At 44.2% G+C, this 20850-nt stretch carries 15 protein-coding genes; 6 read left to right on the forward strand and 9 right to left on the reverse strand.

Features of this window, described 5'->3' with window-relative positions:
* The first annotated feature begins 79 nt into the window (after positions 1-79).
* Positions 80-1045: a methylenetetrahydrofolate reductase gene (locus BAE46_RS06705; protein ID WP_006005608.1), complete on the forward strand. Its 966-nt coding sequence runs from the start codon at positions 80-82 to the stop codon at positions 1043-1045.
* Between the two features lie 195 nt (positions 1046-1240).
* A complete protein-coding gene (locus BAE46_RS06710; protein WP_070112081.1) occupies positions 1241-2728 on the forward strand; it encodes a protein adenylyltransferase SelO in 1488 nt (495 codons plus the stop codon).
* Positions 2729-2842: 114 nt separating this feature from the next.
* Here BAE46_RS06710 and exaC read toward each other — a convergent pair whose 3' ends face one another.
* Together exaC and BAE46_RS06720 are read right to left on the reverse strand one after the other, a co-directional pair.
* Positions 2843-4363: an acetaldehyde dehydrogenase ExaC gene (exaC, locus tag BAE46_RS06715; protein WP_006005604.1), complete on the reverse strand. Its 1521-nt coding sequence runs from the start codon at positions 4361-4363 to the stop codon at positions 2843-2845.
* A gap of 62 nt (positions 4364-4425) precedes the next feature.
* Positions 4426-5676 (reverse strand): sterol desaturase family protein, encoded by a 1251-nt coding sequence (locus tag BAE46_RS06720; protein WP_006005602.1) that lies wholly within the window; start codon positions 5674-5676, stop codon positions 4426-4428.
* Between the two features lie 385 nt (positions 5677-6061).
* Here BAE46_RS06720 and BAE46_RS06725 point away from each other — a divergent pair, with 385 nt between their 5' ends.
* Positions 6062-7579, forward strand: a complete 1518-nt coding sequence (locus BAE46_RS06725) for an alkaline phosphatase family protein (RefSeq protein WP_006005600.1) — start codon at positions 6062-6064, stop codon at positions 7577-7579.
* 91 nt (positions 7580-7670) lie between these two features.
* Here BAE46_RS06725 and BAE46_RS06730 read toward each other — a convergent pair whose 3' ends face one another.
* The 3 genes from BAE46_RS06730 to BAE46_RS06740 form a co-directional block, all read right to left on the reverse strand.
* Positions 7671-11957 carry a DEAD/DEAH box helicase gene (locus BAE46_RS06730; protein ID WP_070112083.1) on the reverse strand — a complete coding sequence of 1429 codons (4287 nt, stop codon included), beginning with the start codon at positions 11955-11957 and terminating at the stop codon, positions 7671-7673.
* A 109-nt stretch (positions 11958-12066) separates the two neighbouring features.
* Positions 12067-15174: an efflux RND transporter permease subunit gene (locus BAE46_RS06735; protein WP_070112085.1), complete on the reverse strand. Its 3108-nt coding sequence runs from the start codon at positions 15172-15174 to the stop codon at positions 12067-12069.
* 22 nt (positions 15175-15196) lie between these two features.
* Complete coding sequence (locus tag BAE46_RS06740; protein WP_006005594.1) at positions 15197-16189, reverse strand: efflux RND transporter periplasmic adaptor subunit; 993 nt, start codon at positions 16187-16189, stop codon at positions 15197-15199.
* On the opposite strand from BAE46_RS06740, the gene BAE46_RS15000 reads away from it, so the two are divergent.
* The 3 genes from BAE46_RS15000 (at position 16188) to BAE46_RS15095 (ending at position 17384) form a co-directional block, all read left to right on the forward strand.
* Positions 16188-16361, forward strand: coding sequence for a hypothetical protein (locus tag BAE46_RS15000; protein ID WP_006005592.1), 174 nt, complete (start codon positions 16188-16190; stop codon positions 16359-16361). The genes BAE46_RS06740 and BAE46_RS15000 overlap by 2 nt on opposite strands.
* Before the next feature lie 245 nt (positions 16362-16606).
* Positions 16607-17233: a TetR family transcriptional regulator gene (locus BAE46_RS06745; RefSeq protein WP_006005590.1), complete on the forward strand. Its 627-nt coding sequence runs from the start codon at positions 16607-16609 to the stop codon at positions 17231-17233.
* Between the two features lie 16 nt (positions 17234-17249).
* On the forward strand, positions 17250-17384 hold the full coding sequence (locus BAE46_RS15095) for a hypothetical protein (RefSeq protein WP_006005589.1): 135 nt from the start codon (positions 17250-17252) through the stop codon (positions 17382-17384).
* 223 nt (positions 17385-17607) lie between these two features.
* Here BAE46_RS15095 and BAE46_RS06750 read toward each other — a convergent pair whose 3' ends face one another.
* The 4 genes from BAE46_RS06750 to BAE46_RS06760 form a co-directional block, all read right to left on the reverse strand.
* The gene (locus BAE46_RS06750) at positions 17608-18015 is read right to left on the reverse strand and encodes a DUF6746 family protein (protein ID WP_006005587.1); all 408 of its coding nucleotides are present in this window, start codon (positions 18013-18015) and stop codon (positions 17608-17610) included.
* 581 nt (positions 18016-18596) lie between these two features.
* The gene (locus BAE46_RS06755) at positions 18597-19013 is read right to left on the reverse strand and encodes a hypothetical protein (RefSeq protein WP_070112087.1); all 417 of its coding nucleotides are present in this window, start codon (positions 19011-19013) and stop codon (positions 18597-18599) included.
* Between the two features lie 76 nt (positions 19014-19089).
* Positions 19090-19287 (reverse strand): type II toxin-antitoxin system ParD family antitoxin, encoded by a 198-nt coding sequence (locus BAE46_RS14320; RefSeq protein WP_083256819.1) that lies wholly within the window; start codon positions 19285-19287, stop codon positions 19090-19092.
* Between the two features lie 72 nt (positions 19288-19359).
* Complete coding sequence (locus tag BAE46_RS06760) at positions 19360-20787, reverse strand: class II fumarate hydratase (protein WP_006005578.1); 1428 nt, start codon at positions 20785-20787, stop codon at positions 19360-19362.
* Positions 20788-20850 lie beyond the last annotated feature (63 nt).

Consider the following 20850-nt stretch of genomic DNA (forward strand, 5'->3'; position numbering starts at 1 on the left):
CTTTGATGAGACAACTAAGGCTTAAGCCGTTTTCAAACACACACGATAATTTTCATAATTTAACACAGAGAAAGTAGCCATGAAAGTAATAGAACACATAGACAAAGCGACCAACCCGCTGTTCAGTTTTGAAATTGTACCGCCGCCGCGCGGCAGCTCTATTCAAGATATTGTTGATGTGGTTGACATGCTAGCACCCTATAACCCGCCATGGATTGACGTTACCTCACATCCCTCAGGTGCATTTTACAACGAACAGGAAGACGGCTCAGTTACCCGCCGTATTTATAAGAAGCGCCCTGGTACTATTGGCATCTGCGGCGTTATTCAAAACCGCTTTAAAATTGATACCGTTACGCATCTTCTATGCAGAGGCTTTAGCAAAGAAGAAACCGAAGACGCGCTAATAGAGCTTAACTTTTTAGGCATTCACAATGTATTTGCGTTAAAGGGTGACGGGCCTAACTACAATAAAAAGATATCCGCCGGACGCACCACTAACCAATATGCCAGTGATCTGGTAAGTCAAATAGAGGATTTAAAGCAAGGGCGGTTTTTAGATAATATTAACGCTTGTTCACCACTTGACTTCAGCGTTGGCGTGGCCGGCTATCCTGAAAAGCATTTTGAAGCGCCCAATCTTAACAATGATATAGTGCACTTGAAAAACAAGATAAAAGCAGGCGCGGACTATATCACCACGCAAATGTTCTATGAAAACCAGCATTTTTTCAACTTTGTCGAAAAATGCCGTGCGGTGGACATTACTGTGCCTATTATTCCGGGTTTAAAAATAATTAGAACGGTTAAGCAACTGCAGTCAGTGCCGCGCCACTTTTACGTCAACTTTCCTGATGATTTTGTGAATGAGGTACTTGAAAACCCTGAGCATGTGGTTGAACTTGGGATTGCGCACGCGGTAAAGCAAACGCAAGAGTTACTGGATGCTGGACTGCCTGGGGTACACTTTTATGTGATGAATGATGCTAAGTCAGTGGCGAAGGTGATTGAGAAAGTGGGGTGGGGTAGGGTAGGCGCTTTTTAACCATGAAATTGGCGTTGCGTTCGAAAGTTCTATTCGTGAATACCATTAAGTTTATACTGCTATTTCAGAATATTTGTCGGTTTGTGGTGCCAATAAATCTGACCTCTTGGCCCCACGAAAAATGGCGGCTGGAAACAAGATAGTTTGTTAGTATTTATTCGTTACGACGGCACAAAAAGGAATAAAGGAGAACACATGCACTTGCATCATTATTACGCTAAGCAGTTAGCTGATTTATGCAGTCCAGTTAAGCCATCCCCCATGCTGGGTCCTCGCGTCGTACTAATAAATACTGCATTAGCGTCTGATATGGGAATAGACATAAATGCGCTACACTCAGACAATTTGATTAACCAGCTGTTTGACCCTCAGCACCCGATGGCATTTAACAGCGTCGCGCAAAAATACGGAGGGCATCAATTTGGTCAATGGAATCCGCAGTTAGGGGACGGCAGAGGCTTGCTGCTCGGTGAAATAAAAACACCGCGCGGCAAATTGTTGGACCTGCATCTAAAAGGCGCAGGCCTCACGCCTTATAGTCGACATGCCGACGGCAGAGCTGTTTTGCGCTCAACCATTCGTGAGTATTTAGCCAGTGAGGCACTTAACGCCTTGTCTATTCCGAGTTCCAGAGCATTGTGCTTAATTGCGACACAAGAGCGTGTTAAGCGCGATGGACTTGAGCTAGGCGCTATGATGATCCGCACTTGTAGCAGTCACATACGCTTTGGTCACTTTGAATATTTTCATCGTCATGGCGAAAAAAATCAGCTTGATAGACTCTTCGCGTTCTGTTTTGAACATCACTTTAGCGCATGTTTGAACGCCAACAATCCGCACCTAGCGATGTTAACTGAAATAATCGCTAGCACTGCCAACCTAGTGGCTAAATGGCAGGCCTATGGTTTCAATCATGGCGTCATGAATACCGACAACATGTCGATACACAGCATTACTTTTGACTATGGGCCGTACGCATTTTTAGACGACTTTATTCCCAACTATATTTGTAATCGCTCTGACCACAGTGGGCGCTATGCATTTGATCAGCAGCCGGTCATTGCGCTTTGGAACCTAAACGCTCTTGCTCATGCATTTTCTAAACATGTCGAGGTTGATGCTTTAAAAAACGCGCTTTCACAATTTGAACCAGTTTTTATTGCCTCATACCAAGGACTTATGCATCAACGCTTTGGCTTTTTTGTGGAGCAAACTGCTCAAACCCAAGCCTGTATCGATGAATTTATGCAAATATTGAAAGACGAGTTTGCAGACTTACACGTTTCATTTAGACAATTAAGTGAGCAACTAGCGCACATTATGCAAAGCGATGGCTCACTTTTTGCCAACGGTTTTAAACAAGTGCCGCGTCTACTGCAGTGGTGTAAGCAGTATCAAGGCACAATGAAGCATCAATTAGAGATCGCTAAACAGCATGAAGCGATTTATTTGAGTGAGATTAGTGATATTCAAAACCGCATGGTGAACATTAATCCGCTCACCGTGCTGCGCACTCATCATTTACAAAGCGCTATTGCAGCGGCAGAAAACGACGATTTTTCGGTGTGTGAATCTTTACTTGCCGCAGTAACGCACCCATTTGAGAAGCGCAGCGAGTGGTCTGTATTTGCCCAGCCGCCAAGCAAAAAGCAAAAGGGCATCGCGCTATCGTGCAGCAGCTAAACATGATGCAAGTAAACCTTAATGCGCGTCTTTATAAGCGCAAGCAGCATAATGCTTTCGACAATCACAACAGGGGTGGCAGAGCGCCATCCCTACTACAATATATCTGAATGCTTAGAAAAAGCCCATTGGATTGATATCGTAACTAACCAATAAGTTTTTCGTCTGCTGATAATGGTCTAGCATCATCTTGTGGTTTTCGCGGCCAATACCGGATTTTTTGTAGCCACCAAATGCAGCATGTGCCGGATATAAATGATAGCAGTTTGTCCATACGCGACCCGCTTGGATTTTACGGCCAACTCTATAAGAGCGATTCATGTCACGTGTCCATAAGCCGGCGCCTAAACCAAACTGACTATCGTTAGCAATTGCCAATGCTTCTTCTTCGGTTTTAAACGTAGTAACTGCTATAACCGGTCCAAAAATCTCTTCTTGGAAAACACGCATTGAGTTTTCGCCCTTAAGGATCGTAGGCTGAATGTAATACCCTGAGTCTAGGTCATCATTGATTAAGTGCTTTTCACCTCCAATAACCACTTCGGCTCCCTCTTTTTTACCAATATCAATGTATGACAAAACTTTTTCATATTGTTGACTAGATGCCTGTGCGCCAACCATGGTTTCAATATCAAGTGGATTACCACGCACAATCGCTTTAGTTTTGGCTATCACGCGTTCCATAAACGCATCATAAATGCTTTCTTGAACGAGGGCGCGTGACGGACAGGTACACACTTCACCTTGGTTAAAATACCCTAGAACAAAGCCTTCAGCACATTTATCAATAAAGGCATCTTCTTGACTCATAATGTCTTCAAAGAAAATATTCGGTGATTTACCGCCAAGCTCAACCGTTGAGGGGATTAAGTTTTCTGCTGCACATTTTAGAATATGCTCACCGACAGGGGTTGATCCTGTAAAGGCAATTTTGGCAATACGTGTAGAGGTTGCTAGTGCTTCACCGGCTTCTTTGCCAAAGCCATTAACGACGTTAAGCACACCTGGCGGCAACAAATCTTCGATTAGCTCAAGCATTATCAAAATGCTGACTGGCGTTTGCTCAGCGGGCTTCAATACCACACAGTTACCTGCAGCCAGTGCCGGCGCTAATTTCCAAGCCGCCATTAATAATGGGAAGTTCCAAGGAATAATTTGACCCACTACTCCCAGTGGCTCCTGAAAGTGATAAGCAACGGTAAGCGCATCTATTTCAGACATGGAGCCTTCTTGCGCACGGATACAGCCCGCAAAATAACGAAAGTGATCAACGAACAATGGTACGTCGGCATTTAAGGTTTCGCGCACGGCTTTACCATTATCCCAAGTTTCTGCAACGGCAAGCATTTCAAGATTGGCTTCAACCCGATCGGCAATCTTCAGCAGCATATTTGAACGCTCGGTCACTGATGTTCTGCCCCAGCTGTCGCAAGCAGCATGGGCGGCATCTAGTGCTAATTCTATGTCATGTGCGGTCGAGCGGGGAATTTCGCAAATATCACTGCCATTAACGGGCGATGTGTTGGTGAAATACTGGCCTTTAACAGGGGCGACCCATTTTCCGCCAATAAAATTAGCATACTTGGCTTTAAACGTTAATAAAGAGCCTTCACTCCCTGGATTTGCATATATCATAATTACCACGCTTGTATGATTGAGTATAAGTCTGTAATAGTGTGTAAGCTAACAATAAGTGTTTATTTGAATACATCTTTTGGCGCTAGGTTTGAATGAACCTGTGCCTTTGGTAGGGGTTGAATTCGGATAAGCAGCACAAGGCACAATAAAGCAAATATACCCGCTATTGCAAATCCAACTTGCATCGCCGTAGGCAAAGTAATCAAATAGACCAAGCCAACAAGGCTTATATTTTTCGCTGCTTCTAATAAGGTACAGTAGGCTTTTCCGTCTAAGAATGCGCCTAGGCTGTAACTACTAAATACAATAAAACTAATTATAGTAAGCTGTTCCCAAAATACCAAAGCGTCGCCAGACAGCAATACAATTAAGCCAAGACCGACAATTATCGTGTACTGTAATATTGCGTAAAGTTTGGCCCTTAAACTTAGTGCAAAGTCATACTTTTTGAATTTGCTAAGATCTGTTTTTGCTAAGGGGTATTTGGCGTCTACATCGGCCGGTCTCCAGCCTGTTTTACGAAACCAGATGCTAATTTTATCTTGCCAGCGCTGCGCTCTGTAAGCGTCTCGGGTAAGCTGGGTATATACTTGCATATTTACCCACAGGGGGTTGAAGCTCTGTAGCGCTTTTCTAACGCCATAAATGGGCTTTTCATCATCAAGCTCTGCTTGGAAAGTGTTAAAAATGCGATCCCAAATAATGAAAACGCCGCCGTAGTTACGATCTAAGTAAATCTCATTTTGAGCGTGATGTACTCGATGGTTACTGGGCGTTACAAAGTAATTTTCGTACCAGCCGAGCTTGGGGATGTGGCGCGTATGCACCCAAAATTGGTAGATTAAGTTTAGTGAGCCCACACTTATTAATATTACCGGGTCTACACCAATGACGGCTAAGGGTAAATAAAATACCCAGCTTAAAATACTGCCGCTGGTTTGGCGCAGGGCCGTGGTTAAATTATATTCTTCGCTAGAATGGTGAACAACATGGGCAGCCCACAGCACATTAACTTCATGGCCTAAACGATGATTCCAATAATACAAAAAGTCGTAAGCGATAAATGCGAATACCCACACCCACCAATGATTTGGGAGCGTAAATACTTGAATATACTCAAACACCATGAGGTAAAGCGTGAAGGGAATAAATGCTTTAAGCAGGCCCGTCATTTGACTTAAAACACCAGAGCTTAAGCTATTGATCGCGTCGTTAACGCGGTAATAATCTGTTTTTAGCCATTTTTCAGCGACTAACTCAATGGTGATGAGTAAGAAGAAAATAGGAATAGCATATAGTATAAAATTCATGGGTTTCGCAAACTACTTACTTATTTACGTGAAATTAACCTTAGATTAACAAACATAATCCGTTTGGTCTAAGTATTAAATTAGCTAAATATTATTATCTTCGCCCGCTGCATCTAATCTTGGTAAATAGTTAAGCACACATAGTCGGCTTAAGGTAGCCAAACAAAGGCCAAATAAAAGATCAAACAAAAGACTAGACTATGAAGGCTTAGTAATGTCTTAAGCTGAAATGTAACATGGTCCAATGAAACGCAGCTATAATACTTCGTCTCCTTGCTCCAGCCCAAGAAAAATATCGAGAGGCAGTAGCGTGTTGCCTTGATGAAAATAGTGGTCTATTCTTTAACGGTCGAAAATTAATAGAAGTTTAAGGTATTGCAAGCTTATGTCGAAAATGAAGCGTAGTTTCTGGCTGATAATTACAGGATCTTTACTGGGTGTATTAGCTGGCTGTACGCACAGTGACCCAACGTTGGCCGCCACACCAAAAAGCACCTTTGAAACGAAAGCCGCACCGCCCTTATTGCTTATTTCAATTGACGGCCTTCGCCATGACTATTTAGAAAAAACCGAACTGCCAAACCTTACACGGCTAGCCAATGGCGGTTTACGTGCTGACTCTTTACAGCACGTTTTCCCCACCAAAACCTTCGTAACACACTATTCATTGGTCACAGGCCTTCACGCCGATGGCACCGGTGTAGTGTCTAACAACATGTGGGATCCTGAGCGTAAAACACGATTTTCGCTGCGCAACGCAGACGCCGTAAGCGATGGTCGTTGGTATGACGGCGAGCCAATTTGGAACACGCTGGAAAAGACAGGCAAGCAGGCGGCTACCTATTTTTGGCCCGGTTCTGAGGCTGACATAGGCGGTATGCGGCCAACAATTTGGATGCCTTATGACGGTGATGCTTCGTATAATGAAAGAGTTGAGCAGGTATTGGCATGGCTCGATTTACCCGGTGAAGAACGACCAGAGTTTATTACCCTCTATTTTTCTGCGGTTGACAGTGCGGGCCATGAACACGGTCCCGATCATCCCGAAGTAATTTCTGCTTTAAAGGAAGTAGACACAGCGCTGGGCCTGCTAATTGAAGGCATCGAACAGCGCAGCTTGCTCAATAGCATGCATATACTAATAACGTCTGACCATGGCATGGAGACCGTTAATAAGAACCGTTACGTGCTGCTAGACGAATTAATTGACGTGCGTAAAATTAATATTTCTGATTGGAGTCCGGTGGCACAAATTTGGGCTACCGACGATGGTCTAACGGTAGATGAAATTTATACGGCGTTAAACAACGCGCATCCCAATCTGCAGGTTTATAAAAAAGCTGATGTGCCAGCACGCTACCACTTTAATAAGCATAAACGCATTGCTGATGTTATTGCAGAAGTCGATCTTGGCTGGATGATGTCGAGTAAAGCTCGATTCGACCTGATGAAGCCTGATTCATTGGGCGGTATGCACGGCTGGGACCCTGCATGGCACAGCATGCAAGGTATTTTTATCGCCCACGGGCCAGCCTTTGCGCCTGGGGCTCGCATGCCGGCGGTTCGCAGTATTGACCTGTATTCCTTAATGAGCGAACTAATGGACCTTGTGCCTGCCGTTAATGACGGTAGCCTTAGCGCGTTTGCGCCCGTTATTTATAATGCAGAACCCGCGGCAATTCGCAGCAGCAACTGGCGCTGTGACAATACCCGCCTAGTGCTGCGCGAAGGCCAAAGCCTTGCTAGTCTTGAGCACAATGGGCGAGTGTTTTCGCTACCCCTTACGCCGAGTGCTTCAGGTGTGCGCTATGAAGACACCAGCGTACTTTTTTGGTCTAAAGGCGACGAAACTCAAGTAGAAATTGACGGTGAAATACTCAGCAACTGCCATAATGTAAGTTAGTTAGGGCAAGGGTAAGTTACCTGCGCTTACTCTAAACGCGCCTTTATATTTAATATCGAATTTATTCATCTGACGAAAGGAATCTTTGCTTTTAAAACGTTTCTTTTAATAAATTCAGCATATCATCTACCGACAGTTTGGTAAGCGCTTCATTGCCCGACAGCAACTTATCCGCTAGGTCACGCTTGTGCTGGTGCAGTGCCACAATTTTTTCCTCAATCGTATTTTGAGTGATGAGCCTGTAAATAGTAACAGGACGTTTTTGCCCCATGCGGTGAGCCCTATCTGAAGCTTGGTCTTCTACCGCCGGGTTCCACCACGGATCCATATGGATAACATAGTCCGCAGCGGTTAAATTTAAACCTGAACCGCCCGCTTTTAAACTGATTAAAAACACATCACCTTCGCCATTTTGAAAAGCGTTTACATGCTTTTGCCGGTCTTTTTGTGGGGTAGAACCGTCTAAATACTGGTAGCTCAATCCTTTAGATTCAATATGCTGCTTTATCAGTTTTAAGTGCCCTACAAATTGGCTAAATATAAGCGCCTTGTGATTATTAAGTTTAAGCTCTGTGAGTAGTTCATCAAGTGCAGCTAGTTTTGCGCTGGGTATGTCGGTTTCAGCCATAACTAGTTTGGGATTACAGCAGGCCTGGCGAAGTTTGACTAACTCGGCCAGCATTCTTATTCGTTGTTCGCCGGGCTTGCTTGTTTGGCCACCTTGGCTAATATTGTCTATGGCATTCAGGCGCAGCGCTTCGTAAAAAGCCTGCTCTTTATCACTCATTTTAACGGGAATGTTAATTTCGGTGCGAGAAGGCAATTCTGTCAGTACCTGATTTTTCATACGGCGCAGCATAAATGGCTGAATAAGCGCCTTTAAACCTTGGCTAGCCTTGCGTGCTTCAAGCGGTTTTTCTTTTGCGTTTTCAATTGGCAGTGAAAACCGCGTGCCAAAGCGCTTAACATTGCCCAGTAAGCCGGGGTTGATAAAGCGAAAGAGGCTCCATAACTCGGTTAAATCATTCTCAATGGGCGTGCCGGTGGTAATCATTTTGAAGTCGCCTTTTAAGGCATATGCGGCTTTTGTGCGTTTGGCTAAGGGATTCTTAATGGCTTGGGCTTCATCAGCTATTATGGTGTGCCACTGCACTTCTTTGAGTATGTCACTTTCTCGCTGCAGCAGTCCGTAGCTTATTATCACGCAGTCAAATGGGCCAAGCTGGCTGAGTAATTCTTCACGTTGAAGCGTGGTGTTTGAATCAGCAAATAATCGGATATTTAAGGTGGGCGTAAACTTACACACCTCTTGCTGCCAGTTAAAGCAAACAGAGGTGGGCGCAATCACTAAACTTGGCCCTTTGTTGGCGCGCGCTAGCAGAACCGCCAGCGCTTGAAGAGTTTTTCCTAAGCCCATGTCGTCGGCTAGACACGCACCTGCACCCCAATGCGCCAAGCGCGAGGCCCAGTCAAAGCCAACTAGCTGATAGTCGCGCAGCTGCGCTTGAAAAGTAGACGGGATTTTGGGCTTAATGGTGTTAGCTTCATGCATTTTTTTGCTTTGCTGATCCCATGCGTGAATGGTTTTCATGCGCATGCCGGCGGTTGCTTCCTCCATCTGCAGGCTGGCTAAAGGGTGAAATTTCCCGTTATCGGTAAGCTGGTTAATCTGTTCAAGCTTTTGGCGTAAATCGCTCGACAATGCAAGTACCTGCTGCGAATCAAGTTCAATAAAGCGCCCGTTACTGGTTTTTACCAGTTCAAGCAGTTTACGCAGGTCAATAACCATCTCATTGCTTACCTGCAGATCGCCGCTTATATCAAACCATTCGCTTTTTTTAGCCATTGAAAGCTGCAGATGAGAGCTGTCTAGCTTTTTTGAGAGGCTTATTTTTTTGCCTTTTGGCCAGCGCAACTGCAGCTCAAAGGTCTTGCCTAGGCTGGCCGCTTCTAATTCTTCTAAAGCACCTAGCGAGCTTTGTAGGTCATCTAGTAATAAAACGTTATCGGGCATATTTAAGAAGGCGGGGCAGGCCTGATCAAGCGCGTCCATTAGGCTTTCTTCGCGCAGCAGGTCGCGCTGGGTAGCAATGCGTTTGCCGTTTAATTCGGTGCTTAAGCTGGCACTGCCTGTCGCAGGTTTGAACGCCGGCCCGTCTTCGCCAAAGGGCATGACCACACAGGTAAACGCAAGGCCGCTTTGATTGGGTTGAATATTAACCACTAAATGTGGATCGCATGGGTGGGTTTCTAAGCCGGTGTCAAGCTCGCTAATATCTGATTGAATATTCAAAAATGGCGCAATAGCCGAAATACCGTCAAGTGCTTTTTGTTTAGCACTCATGGGTATAAGCAAGCCGCCTTCACCAATGATGTTTGCCACCTTAATGTGGTCGTTTGAAAACACCGTTAGTTGATATTGCGTGTCTGTAATTTGCTTAAAGTTATACGCAGGCTTGCCTTGGTAATTTTCATAGTCATCGATATCGTGCGACAAATCGGCAATGCTTAAGCAAAGCTGGTCGCCCTGCTGGCTAACCAAAAGCTCGGGTTCTTTTTGAATAATTTCAATGGGCAGGCTTAAATCGTCACTGGCATATAGGTTGTCTATACCCACCGCGGCCTTTAGCGCATATAAGCCTTGTAGTGAATATTCGGTTTTTGAATAATAGCCCCAGCCCTGATGTACGCTTATGGCTCTGCAAATTACTTTGTCGCTGTCGCTGAAGTAGTCAAATAAATCGACTTCTTTTTTCAAACGCTTTAATGAAATTATGCGGCCCTTACTCCAGCCATTTTTATTCAATTTCTGTTCGCGCGCCTGCAGGCCATTGCCGTAGCCTTTGGTCAGTTCCCAGATTAGGCGTACCGGTTTAGCTGGCGCCTCCTTTACTCTTGTCGAGCTGTTTTCTGCTTTTGGATTAAGCGCAATTAATGCATCTAAGGCTAAATCCCACTTTGATTTACTTTCAATGAGCGTTGTGAAGTCTACTAATCGCCCTATGCCAACAACTTTACTGTCGCTAAAACGTGCCCAAAGCTGCTCGCATATGTGCGCAAATAAAGGGTAATTAAGCTGCTCAAAATTATGCTTATACTGCAGTGCCATTTTTTTATGCTGAGCGTCTTTACTTTGATTACACCAAACCTGCGCGAGTAAATGATTAAGATAGCTAAGCTGATGAGAAAAGTAATCAGCGCTTTGCTCGATACACGCATATTTAATCGGTAGGTCGTATTCCCGCCCATTCATTAAGCACGCTATAGGTTTACCGATGCTCATGCCTAGGTGAGAGAAATCGCTGTTGACATTGCGATCGTTTTCCTCAAAATCAATTTGCGAAAGCGCCTTTGAAAAAAGGCTCGGATCGGTTCTATTTGCCTGCGTCATTAACGCTAGTTTGTAAAAATAACCAAGCAGTTCGTTCAGATATGGGTTTTTTCGTTTAGCCAGTTTGTTTTTAGCCGCTATTGCCTTTTCAAAATAATCCAGTGCCTGCTGGTTCTCTCCCTTCAAAAAGCAGTAAGCACCCTGTAGCTGAAAGCCATAGCTGCTTGCATCATCAAGGAGCGCAATGCGCTCAAAGTCTGCAAAGCGTAGTTGATACAAATATTGCTCGGCTAATAAATGATGGCAATCGGCGTTAAATGAGTCGCTAGTTTTATCAGGATGAGTGGCGCAAACCTGCTCTAATAACGATACAGGGTAGTCAAGGCGCTGGCCTTGTATTTGAAAGGTTCTGATAAGTGTGGCAAAGCTTTGATACTGCATTGTTTTAGGCAGTTGCAAAAAGCTGTCTAGCACAAAGGGCACAAACAACAGCTCTACTAGAATGAGATTGGTAGCGTGATCAATCTGCTGCGGGTTTTTATTAAACGCTAGGGCCGCGTTAAGCGCGTCGTTTTGTTTTAGAAAAAAAAGGTCGCGAATGTAGCGCTGTTCATTAGCTGTTTGATTGTGATGAATGTGGGCGTTTATCACTGGCGTAACATGCTCGCCCGCGTGTAAAACCTCTAACATTTTATCCGCTCCATTTAATTCAAGTAAACAGGGGAGTCTGTCAATTTCACTCATTAAGCGGTTGGTGAGTGTTCTATTTAGCTGTAAGCCCTCGTAGTCAGCGATTAATAGGCCAGTTTCACTCAAGCGGTCTTTGTCTGCTGCGGTTAGAATATAGTCTTTTTTTGACCCGGGTAAAAAGCCGGTATACACCAAGAAATCGGTGAGCTGGCGAAGCTTTGAAATACCAATATGCTTGTATATCACAGACAAAATGATCAAGAGACTCTGGTCTCGTTGATTCTGCTTTAAAAATATTTGGTACAAAGCCTCAATTTCTTGGCTAAGGTCTGGCTTTATTAAAGCAGCAAGCTTCATATAAGGGTTCTTTGTTCGTATTTTTTTCAATGAGCCGAAATTACCAAATATTGTGTGTGTTAACAATCATTGTGGCTCTTAATTAAAAAGATCTACATCTAAGATGCCCTTATTCTTGTTCCCTCGCTTTCTTTGAAAACACCTTTTCGACAAACACATAAAACATGGGAATAAAAAATATAGCGATGAAGGTGGCTGCAAACATGCCGCCCATTACCGTTATTCCTATCGCATTTTGGGATGCCGCGCCCGCTCCGCTTGAAATAGCCAGCGGTGTTACGCCTAAAATAAAGGCCATCGAGGTCATTAGAATAGGCCTAAAGCGCTGTTTAGCCGCAATAGATACTGACTCAATCAGCGGCGCACCTTGTTCGTAACGTTCTTTAGCAAACTCCACTATTAAAATAGAGTTTTTGGCAGCAAGCCCCACCGTAGTTAAAAACGCGACTTGTAAATATACGTCGTTGGGCAGCTTGAATACAAAAGCGGCTAGCACCGCGCCTAATATACCTAATGGCACCACCAATATTACCGCAAAGGGCACTGACCAGCTTTCATACAAAGCCGCTAGGCATAAAAATATGATTAAAATTGAAATAGCATAAAGCATAGGCGCTTGTGCACCTGCCTCTTTTTCTTCATAAGACAGCCCTGACCACTCTACCGCAAACCCGCCCTGCAGCTGACTAATGATGCTTTCGATTTCTGCAATCGCTTCCCCAGAAGAAACGCCTGGGGCTGGGTTACCCTGTATGTTTATGGAAGCAATACCATTAAAACGCTCAAGCTTGGGCGAGCCGAAAGACCACTGTGTGCTAGAAAAGGCGTTAAAGGCAACCATGTCGCCTTGCTTATTGCGCACATACCACTTGTCGAGGTCATCTGGGTTCATTCTATGCTGGGCATCGGCCTGCATGTAAACGCGTTTAATGCGCCCGTTATCTACAAAATCGTTTACGTAGCTAGAGCCCCATGCAATTTGCAATGCGCTATTAATCTCGCTTAAGGATACCCCGAGCGCTGAGGCTTTTTCGCTGTCTATATTTATTTTAAACTGCGGTACATCTGACAGTCCATTAGGACGCACACCTACAAGCTTTGGACTTTGTGCGGCCAATTCCAGCACTTGGTTACGCGCATTCATAAGAGCTTCATGGCCTAATCCCGATCTGTCGAGCAACTGCATGTCAAAGCCATTGGCGTTGCCTAACTCTCTTATTGGCGGGGGTAATATTGGAAACGCTTGGGCGTCTTGTATTTGTGAAAACGCACCATAGGCTTGGTCTCTTATGGCAAACGCGCTGGATGAATCGTCGCGTTCACTCCAGTCTTTTAACTGTACAAAACCTACTGCGGTATTTTGGGCTTGGCCTGCAAAACTAAAGCCTACCACGGAGAACATCCCCTCGGTGGCGTCGCTGTGGGTATCTAAAAAGAAGTCTTCTGCCTGCTCAACCGACCCTAGGGTGCGCTGCACGGTAGAACCAGGTGGCGTGGTGAGCAGCATTAACAGGCTGCCTTGGTCTTCGTTGGGCAAAAAAGCGTTGGGCAAACGCATAAATATAATGACCATTACCGCTACCAGCACACCGTAAATAGCCATATAGCGTTTAACTCTTTGACTGATATGAGTAGCGGCTTTTTGATAGCCGTCGCGGCCTTTATTGAAATTACGATTAAACCAGCCAAAGAAGCCTTTGGTCTTGTCTTTTTCAGGGTCGTGCTTTTGTAGCAAGGTGGCGCACAAGGTAGGTGAAAGTATAATCGCCACTAATACTGAAAACACCATGGCCGACACAATCGTAATAGAAAACTGCCGATAAATAGCGCCTGCCGATCCGCTGAAAAATGCCATAGGGATAAATACGGTAGACAACACCACGGTTATTCCCACTAAAGCACTGGTAATTTGTTTCATCGATTTTATGGTCGCATCTTTGGGAGATAAACCTTCCTCTTCCATGATCCGCTCGACGTTTTCAACTACCACTATGGCATCGTCTACCAATAAGCCTATGGCCAGCACCATGGCAAACATAGTGAGTACGTTTATGCTAAAACCAAAAGCGAATAGCACCGCGAATGTGCCTAATAATACCACCGGCACCGCGATGGTTGGAATAAGCGTGGCGCGCCAGTTTTGCAAAAACAGCAGCATGACTAAAAACACTAGCACCACGGCTTCTATTAAAGTTTGCACGACCGACTTAATCGACAGCTCTATAAAGGGTGAGGAGTCTAGCGGGTAAACCACTTCTACACCGTCGGGAAGAGTGCTTCGCAGCTCATCTACTCGCGCTTTTACACGTTTTATTGTGTCTAGCGCGTTGGCCCCTGAGGCTAAACTCACCGCCATGCCTGAAGCAGGATTACGTTTATATCTTACCAGTACGTCGTACGATTCAGCGCCTAGCTCTACTCGCGCCACGTCACGCACACGCACCTGCGAACCGTCTGTATTCACTCGTAGCACGATGCTTTCAAAATCTTGCACCGTTTTTAAGCGCGACTGGGCCTGAATAGTGGCGTTAATTTGCTGACCTTGCACCGCCGGCATCCCGCCAAGCTGACCTGCCGAGACATCAGTATTTTGCACTTTAACCGCGTTTTGTACATCTACCGGGGTAAGATTAAAGCTGTATAATTTTGCAGGTTCAAGCCATATGCGCATAGAGCGCTGTGCGCCAAATACCCTGACGTTACCCACGCCGTCTACCCGTGAGACGGAGTCTTTGAACTGAGATACTAGCAAATCACTTATATCATATTGGGTCACGTCTTCGTTGGTGGAGTACAAACCCACCACAAGTGCAAAGGCATCGTTTGATTTATTGACGCTAATACCTTGCTGCTGAACCTCTTGGGGCAGCAAAGAAATTATGCCCTGCACTTTGTTTTGTGTTTGCACCTGCGCAATGTCTATGTCGGTTCCTGGCGCAAATGTGAGGGTAATTGACATTGAGTTGTTGGCGCTGCTAGCCGAAAAGTAGCGTAAATTATCAATACCCGTTAAGCTTTGCTCTACCACCTGCGTGACCGAGTTTTGCACGGTCTCGGCCGAAGCACCCGGATAAAACGCGTTAATACTGACCGTAGGAGGCGCTACCTGCGGGTACTGCTCAATAGGCAAAGCGGTAATTGCTAAGATACCTGCAAGCATGGTAATGATTGCTAAAACCCATGCAAACACCGGACGTTGGATAAAAAAGTTAGCCATACAATATACTTCCTATTACTGATTAACGAGACGCGTTAGACGATTGCGCATTTATCCACGGCACTGTGTTCACCACCGCGCCGGGTTTTACTTTTTGATAACCCACCACAATAAGGGTTTGCCCTGCTTCAACGCCGTCATTTACCACGTAATTGCTATCAATAGTGCGAAGCGGCTCAATTTTGCGCATCTCAACAACTTGTTTATCATTCACAATATATACCGTGATGGAGCCGTCGGGCTGGCGAATAGTTGCGCGCTGGGGTACTAAAATGCCGTCAACTGTGCCGGTACTAATGCGGCCTTTAACAAACAGGCCCGGTAATAAAATACTGTCAGGATTTGGCACTATAGCGCGCAGCGTAATTGATCCGGTGCTTTCATCTACCATTACTTCTGAAAATTTCACTTCGCCTACATGTTTGTAAATACTACCTTTGGTTTCATCAACCACCACCGTTACTGGCAAAGAGGAATGTTTGCGCATTTCTTCGCGTAACTCTAATACTGCTCGGCCCGACTCCTGCATGTCAAGATACACCGGGTTTAGCTGGGTAATGGTGGCTAAAGGTTGGCTTTGGTTGGTGGTAACAAGGGCGCCCTCAGTTACGTAAGAGCGGCTAATTTGACCGTCGATAGGGGCATACACCTTGGTGTAGTCTACGTTTACTTTGGCAACGGCTATGTCGGCTTGGGCAACGCTAATAGCCGCTTGCGCTTGGGCAGTTTGCGCAATAACATCGTCGTATTCTTGCTGGCTAACGGCGTTACGCGATACTAAGTCTTTATACCGAGCTGACTTTGCTTTTATTGCTTTTAAATTCGCCTTTACGCTTTCTAAGTCAGCAAGAGCGCTGTTAAGACGCGCGGCAAAGCGAGCATCATCAATTTGATACAGCTGCTGTCCTTGTTTTACTTGCGCGCCTTCTTCAAACAGCCTTTTGGTAACAACGCCGTCTACTTGGGGACGAACCTGAGACTGCCTAAAGGGCGTTACTCTGCCTGGTAGCGTCATGCTAAATTCTACCGATTGGCTTGATAAAGTCATGACCGACACGGTGGCTGCTGGTACAGTGGAATTTGGCGTGGTGTTTGATGAGTCCTTACAAGCAGACACGGCAAGTAAAGTGGATAACAGTAAAAGACAAAAGCGTGTTAGTTTCATTCGTGCGGTACCCGTTAGGTAAAATTAAGCTAGACAAATACTGTTGCAAAGTATAGATTAAATATACATTCATGTATGTATGTTGTCAATCTAAGATTGTCGTTATGTCAGGTTTTTATAGTACTTTGGTTAAATAACGCCGCTTTTAAAAAGCTAACACAAACGGTTAATATTGAATCGAGGTTCAGCATGAACACGATGGAACCTGCAAAAAGCATCGCTTAATCCTAAAATATTTTATTCAATGAAGTATGGTGAAATCCAATAATGAGACGTACAAAAGCAGATTCAGAAATCACAAAACAAGCTATTTTAGACGCCGCAATTGAGGTGTTTGATGAATATGGCGTGGCCAAATCTTCGCTTGAAAAAATAGCCCAGCGTGCCAGTGTAACGCGCGGAGCCGTTTACTGGCATTTTGAGAACAAGCAGCAAATATTTGATGCGCTGCACGAGTGCCTGCATGCGCCTTTTATTCAAGCGATTCTTGAAGGGCTTACTCACGCTAGTAACGACCCCATTGGACAGCTTCAACACTTATGTGTTTCTTTGTTGGTCGATCTTCAGCGTGATGAGAAAAAAAGAAAGTTAGTGACTCTGTTTTTAATTAAATGTGACTATTCTGGCGAATTTGCTCACTCGCGGGAGCGCTACAATGAAGCTAAAAAACAAAAGGTAGCAGCTCTATCTCAATACTTTGAACGGGCAATTGAAAAAGGACAGCTTTCTTCAAGCGCCGATCCTAAAATGCTGACACTGGCGATAAGCGCTTTTCTACGCGGCATTGTTGAAGAGTATTTGGAAGCGCCCCACACTTATCCTATTGAAGAAAGAGCGCCCGCGCTAATGGCAATATTTTTTGGCAATGCTTATTTGCGGACGCCTTGTACATAAAACGAGCATTTCAGCAATGCCCGACAGCCGTTTTGCCTTTATTGTTTGCCAGCGCCTTGGGCCAATTCTTTTAGAAGCTCTCGGCGACTTGGTCGTTAATATTTTGGAAGTCAGTTATCAGCCTGAGCGTGAAGGCAACTATCATTTATAATCTACTAGTTTCAGAAAAACTTACAAAAAAGCACTAAAATTAACACTGCATTTTCAGCCAACACCCTAACTTTTTTAAGTTAGGGTGTTGGCTGCTTCTAGATTGTTTGTATACAAAATAAAAATCAGTTCTCGTATGATCCGAGTTTTCAATTAGCTTAGCTTTTGGTCACTTACCAAATCAGCGCACAGCCTGAGTGTCTGGGCCTTAAACAACACTTCAGCTATTCATTTGAATTCACTTTACACGCGTCATTATCAGAAAAAGCATCGGTAATGGCTAAATATAAATCAGCATGTCTTTTGATAATGGCTACTTGAAGTGTTTCAGACGCCAAGTGAACTTGTTCTAAATCGACTTTAGCTTCAAGTAAATCCTCAGACAGCTTGCCTATAGCATTTTCAAGCGTATAGGTAAGCTCGTGTACTTTTGTCATATCAGCAACGCTTATTTCGTCCTTTTGTATAATTTGCGCTAGTAGCTCGTTGTATCTAGAAATGTTGCACAAAGCAATAGCCATTGTGGGCGCTTTTAGACCAGGGAAATGATCATATTGGCGGTCATCTGATGCAAAACTTGCTGCACTAAGTGTTAAGCAAAATGCCGCGAAAATATTGACGATTGTTTTCATTTTATTTCCTTTAAAAATTATCAAATATGTGTTGTTAGGCTCTAAACGTTTTTAGTGCTCATAAAGTCAGATAGATGGTATTTAAACATTGGCCTACGAGGCTAATGTTTAATCTCTTTTTCAATTAGCCATAGTTGTTGGTTTGCTTGAGTTAAGCCCCAAATAACAGCAGCTTCACTGTTAAACCCATGTTCTACATAGTTTAGTTTTGACGATAAAATTAACACCAATTTACGCAAGCAATTAAGTCCTTCAAGAGTGTGATAGAGGCGTCATACTTGTAGTCTACATGCTTTGCTGCTGATATTAATGCCGTCGTAAATTTTCCTTAAATTATTATCTGCAAGATCTTAAGCAAAGCACCGCTCATGCAAGCGCTAATGGAACCTTGATCGACTTGAAGCGCTTCTACTCACAACTTTAGCAATAAACTTAATACCAAAATAACCAAGCACTACGATACTGAGCATGGCTAAATCAAACAAAAGATAGCATAAAAAAGATTCAAGCCATACTGGTTGGTAGGGTGATACATTCATCATAGCCTTCCTTTTTTCAATATAAGGTGGTTCGCTTGTGGCTCATTTTTTTATGCTCCAGACTTGGTCTAGGGGGGCTGGTTTCATTTTTTTTGCTGAGCCAGAGTTAGGCGCCGCCTGTTGTTTTTTGGGAGGTAAAAAATAGGCAGCTAGTGTATTAATATTAGTCACAATTTGTTTGTACTGCTTAGTACCAACTAACTCAAAAATTATAGGCGTGAGCCGTTTTATCATCCTCAAGCAATGCCTGCGCCACTGTTGAGATAAAAGCGGATCGCACATGGTCTCTTCAAGCGTATTTATTATTCTAAAATATGTTTTCTTAGCTTCAGCAGCTGTTTTGCACGTTTTTGCTGCTTGCATACCTAAGTTTACGTAGCAGTTAATAACACCAATTTGTTGATGAGCGCACTGCGTTCTTACTGCACGCTCGTAGCAATCGAGTTGATAGAGATACATGTTTACACCCTAATCTTAATGATAATAGTTATCATTAAGATTAGGGTGTATTTACTCTTTCGTCAAGCACATATTTTTAACATTTAACATTTAACACAAAACAATTTAAGTGAGTCATTAGCTGTCTGCATGCGAGGGGTTTGACTTTTTGCTTCGTCAGCCAAATAAGCCGTAATGAATTCAGTTTAATTTGACGCTCCTCTAAGTGCCTTAAGGCGCGAAGCACCACCTCACTTGCTGAACCATAGGGACCTGTTACAATCTCACTTTTAATAAAGACATCTCAATGTTTGCCAAGACTTTGTGCCTATGTCGATGTATTACTAAATGTTTCGCTTGTTCACCTTTAAAGCCCTCCTGCTGTAAGCTTTAATGGATTAAGCAGTTCAAGTAGTTCCTGGCGCGAAAGATCGGTCATCTCTTGGGCTACATCAACCACAGGGCGATTCTCTTTATAGGCTTTTTTGGCAATTTCGGCTGCTTTAGCATAGCCAATTATGGGATTAAGCGCGGTCACTAAAATAGGGTTTCTATCGAGCGCTTCATTTAAATTATCTCGGTTCACGCTAAAGTCTAAAATAGCTTTGTCGGCTAGCATTAGCAGGCTATTGCTCATTAGCGAAATGCTCGACAGTAAATTATGCGCAATCATTGGCAGCATCACGTTCAGCTCAAAATTACCTGACTGTCCACCGATCGTTATTGCTGTATCGTTTCCGATTACCTGAGCACAGGCCATAGCGGACGCTTCTGGCACAACGGGGTTAACCTTACCCGGCATAATAGAGGAGCCAGGCTGTAGCACCGGCAGTGCTATTTCACCTAAACCGGCAAGTGGGCCCGAATTCATCCACCTAAGATCGTTGGATATTTTCATCAACGCAACGGCAATGGCTTTTAATACACCCGACACATTTACCGCGATGTCTTGCGAGCCTATTGCCGCAAAATAGTTTGGATTGGGTCTAAACAAAATGCCGGTTTGCTGACTTAAATTGTCACATAAGCGCTGAGCAAATTGCGGATGCGTATTAATACCGGTGCCAACCGCCGTGCCGCCAATCGCTAGCTGAAATAAGCTTGGCTGCAGTTGTTTAAGCATAGTGATTTGCTGTTTAAGCTGGGCTGACCAACCGCTGAGCATTTGTTCCATGGTAATAGGCATGGCGTCCATTAAATGCGTTCTGCCAGTTTTACATATACCTTCTAAAGAATTGGCTTTGCATTTTATGGTTTCTACCGTGTGTTCAAGCGCTGGCAGCAGTTGATGATGAATGGCTATGGCGGCGCTTACATGAATACAGCTAGGAATAACATCGTTGCTGCTCTGCCCAAAATTAACGTGATCGTTGGGATTTACCTTGCACGACAAGTTCTCATTTTGGTTAGCAAGCTGGCTTAATACTTCATTTGCATTCATATTGGTGCTGGTGCCAGATCCAGTTTGAAATACATCAACCGGAAAATGCTGCATTAAATCTGGCATTGCTAAGAGTTTGTTAGCGGCGCTGCTAATGGCGTCACCAATATCTTTGGGTATCAACTCTAAGTTTGCGTTGGTAAAAGCCGCACTTTGCTTAATGCGCAGTAAGGCGCGAATAAAGTGTTCAGGAAGCGTTAAATTGCTGACCGTAAAATTATTGATAGCACGCTGGGTTTGGGCCCCATATAGCGCGTTAATAGGGACTTCAAGTGGCCCCATGCTGTCTGATTCAATCCGCGTTTTATTACTGTGGTCTTCTGCATTATTTGTCGACTCATTGTTGGCGCTCATATCTTGATAATCCTATTACTTATACTAAGGGGTTTTAAGGAAATGCGGTGTATACTCAATTTT

Origin of the sequence: Glaciecola punicea (assembly GCF_001756615.1) — a bacterium.
Taxonomy (GTDB): domain Bacteria; phylum Pseudomonadota; class Gammaproteobacteria; order Enterobacterales; family Alteromonadaceae; genus Glaciecola; species Glaciecola punicea.

Excerpts from the sequence above, each read along its gene's own strand:
- BAE46_RS15095 (WP_006005589.1), top strand. The coding sequence starts at position 17,250 with ATGCCCGACAGCCGTTTTGCCTTTATTGTTTGCCAGCGCCTTGGGCCA.
- BAE46_RS06725 (WP_006005600.1), top strand. The coding sequence starts at position 6,062 with ATGTCGAAAATGAAGCGTAGTTTCTGGCTGATAATTACAGGATCTTTA.
- BAE46_RS06740 (WP_006005594.1), bottom strand. The coding sequence starts at position 16,189 with ATGACGCTACCAGGCAGAGTAACGCCCTTTAGGCAGTCTCAGGTTCGT.
- BAE46_RS06705 (WP_006005608.1), top strand. The coding sequence starts at position 80 with ATGAAAGTAATAGAACACATAGACAAAGCGACCAACCCGCTGTTCAGT.
- BAE46_RS06735 (WP_070112085.1), bottom strand. The coding sequence starts at position 15,174 with ATGGCTAACTTTTTTATCCAACGTCCGGTGTTTGCATGGGTTTTAGCA.
- BAE46_RS06710 (WP_070112081.1), top strand. The coding sequence starts at position 1,241 with ATGCACTTGCATCATTATTACGCTAAGCAGTTAGCTGATTTATGCAGT.
- BAE46_RS06745 (WP_006005590.1), top strand. The coding sequence starts at position 16,607 with ATGAGACGTACAAAAGCAGATTCAGAAATCACAAAACAAGCTATTTTA.
- BAE46_RS06750 (WP_006005587.1), bottom strand. The coding sequence starts at position 18,015 with ATGAAAACAATCGTCAATATTTTCGCGGCATTTTGCTTAACACTTAGT.
- exaC (WP_006005604.1), bottom strand. The coding sequence starts at position 4,363 with ATGATATATGCAAATCCAGGGAGTGAAGGCTCTTTATTAACGTTTAAA.
- BAE46_RS15000 (WP_006005592.1), top strand. The coding sequence starts at position 16,188 with ATGCTAAATTCTACCGATTGGCTTGATAAAGTCATGACCGACACGGTG.
- BAE46_RS06755 (WP_070112087.1), bottom strand. The coding sequence starts at position 19,013 with ATGTATCTCTATCAACTCGATTGCTACGAGCGTGCAGTAAGAACGCAG.
- BAE46_RS06730 (WP_070112083.1), bottom strand. The coding sequence starts at position 11,957 with ATGAAGCTTGCTGCTTTAATAAAGCCAGACCTTAGCCAAGAAATTGAG.
- BAE46_RS06760 (WP_006005578.1), bottom strand. The coding sequence starts at position 20,787 with ATGAGCGCCAACAATGAGTCGACAAATAATGCAGAAGACCACAGTAAT.
- BAE46_RS06720 (WP_006005602.1), bottom strand. The coding sequence starts at position 5,676 with ATGAATTTTATACTATATGCTATTCCTATTTTCTTCTTACTCATCACC.